General features: G+C 53.1%; 1 protein-coding gene. It reads left to right on the top strand.

The genetic code is table 11. From position 1 onward, the window contains the following. Positions 1 to 302: 302 nt before the first annotated feature. The gene (locus WBG04_RS20080; protein WP_424316506.1) at positions 303 to 1,526 is read left to right on the top strand and encodes a hypothetical protein; all 1,224 of its coding nucleotides are present in this window, start codon (positions 303 to 305) and stop codon (positions 1,524 to 1,526) included. Positions 1,527 to 1,979: the final 453 nt, after the last annotated feature.

The following is a 1,979-nucleotide window of genomic DNA, read 5'->3' on the forward strand; positions in this document are numbered from 1 at the left end:
GTTGCGCTTCATTCTTTTAGATGATCCGGATTGTTCAATGATATGAAGTTAGAACCTGCTCTTTTCCAACTTGTTTTATTGAATTGAGGCGAGGAATCAGGCAGGCTTCCTTTCTCTCCCCCCTGAAATGAATGCTCTGCGAAGCACCCGAGGTGCCAATGCGACTCGTCGTCCGTTGCCCTTATGGTGTCGGATTTTGGATTGCCGGATTTTCCGGGGGAGGAGATGGCGACTGTTGAAGTGACGGCACCCGATCATCCGTCACGGCAATCGCAATCAAAGAATTCCGTCCCCAAACCATCATGTTCGAATCTCCCCTTTTCGACAGATCCGCCGGTCTGTTCTGTGGCCTCGGCCTGCTCGCCCTAACCGTTCCCGCATCTCTTGGTGAAGGACTCTCGCTACGCGTGGCGGATACCGAGGTGCCCGGGCTTGATAACTATTTTGGTGGCGAGTTCCTGCCCGAATTCAAAGGCGGCATCTATTCCGGAGCATCCGCCAGCGTCATTTATGACAGCAACCTCTTCCTTGATTCTTTCAACGAGAAGGCCGAAATCTACATGGAGCTCGAGCCTTGGCTCGCTTATCGCTCGGATCCGGATGGAGGAGCGACCTGCTCCCTGGAGTTGCTTTATTCGCCGATTGGCAAGGTCTTCTGGGACGAGCCGCATCTTGACAGTTTCGATCAAGCCGGCAGTGGCTCGTTCCGTTTTCGTGGGGGGAAAACCGATATTCTAGCCTATATCAGCTATGCTGAGGTTTCCGGTGCGGACCGTCTGGCCGGAGGATACGTGGAAGGATCCATCTTTAGCTACGGCATGAAGGGCAGCTACCAGATGGCTCCCAAGACCCAACTGGTGGGATCCTGGCGTTATGCCAAGTCGGATTACCAGACGATTGGATCGGCTGGAACCGAAAGCTATCTCGGTGACTTTGGATTCAATTGGACGACCGGTCGGCGTCTTAGCTTAGGTGCTGTCATCCAGTATTCGATGTTGGAGTCGATTTCCACCGGTGATCGGGAGGCGTGGGGTTTGGTCGGCACGGCCCACTACGGCGTCACGGACCGAATCGATGTGGAAGCGGCTCTGGGAATCGAGTTTGCGAATAATTCCGGTGTCGGCGGCGGCAATGACACGGGTGCCCTTGGGAAGCTGAAATTCAGGTACAGTTTGAATGAACGTTGGATCTGGAACGGCCTCGTCAGCTACCGGACGGTTCCTTCCCCGAGCAATGCCGGATATCTGGTTGACGATTTGCTCTTTTCCACCTCGTTGAAACGGATTCTTCACGTGGGTGAGATCGATGCCGGTGTTGCCTGCAGCATCTCTCAGTATAAATCAGTGGGAACCGCGGCGGCCCTTGCCTCGGATGATGAGAAGAACCTGTATTTGTTCCTCGGCTATCAACGCCCCTTTTTCTCGGAGAGGATCAGTTTTTCCTCGATGATCAGCTACACTACGAACTCCGGTCTTCGTGATTGGGATCAGTTGCAACTTTCAGTTGGACTGAGTTCTGAGTTCTGAAGCCTCCTTGATTTACAGCTGTTCAAGCCGGACTAGTACGGGTGCCCTTAGGTTTCCGGTTGGTTTCTATGCCGGATAACCGAGAAATCAGGGCCTTCAAAGCGTAGTACGGGCATTTGCGCATTAATTGCTTGTCAAATCGGTCCCAAGTGTAAAGAATCCCGTCAATCCCCTCACATAGTTCCTCCCCCCATAGAATCTTCGTCGTTTGGATACCGTTTTGTTGGCCCGACGACTCATCAGCCGATCTGGTTGATGGAGTGATCCACATGGATCCGCTGACGAAATCTTGCCAGGAAGGTTCGTCCCCACGTGTCCCCTCCACCTGGTTTTGAAGCTTTAAGCTTCATTCGACCAAGGGCGGCAGCGTTTCAAGAAGCTGCTGGCCCCTAGATTCCATCAAATAGGAGCACATGAGTTAGGAACATACCCGATTAGCTCTCCCGATCACCC

It is taken from the genome of Haloferula sp. (genome assembly GCF_049672945.1).
Lineage (GTDB): Bacteria > Verrucomicrobiota > Verrucomicrobiia > Verrucomicrobiales > Akkermansiaceae > Haloferula.

Coding starts and splice junctions, on each gene's coding strand:
- WBG04_RS20080 (WP_424316506.1), top strand. CDS start 303: ATGTTCGAATCTCCCCTTTTCGACAGATCCGCCGGTCTGTTCTGTGGC.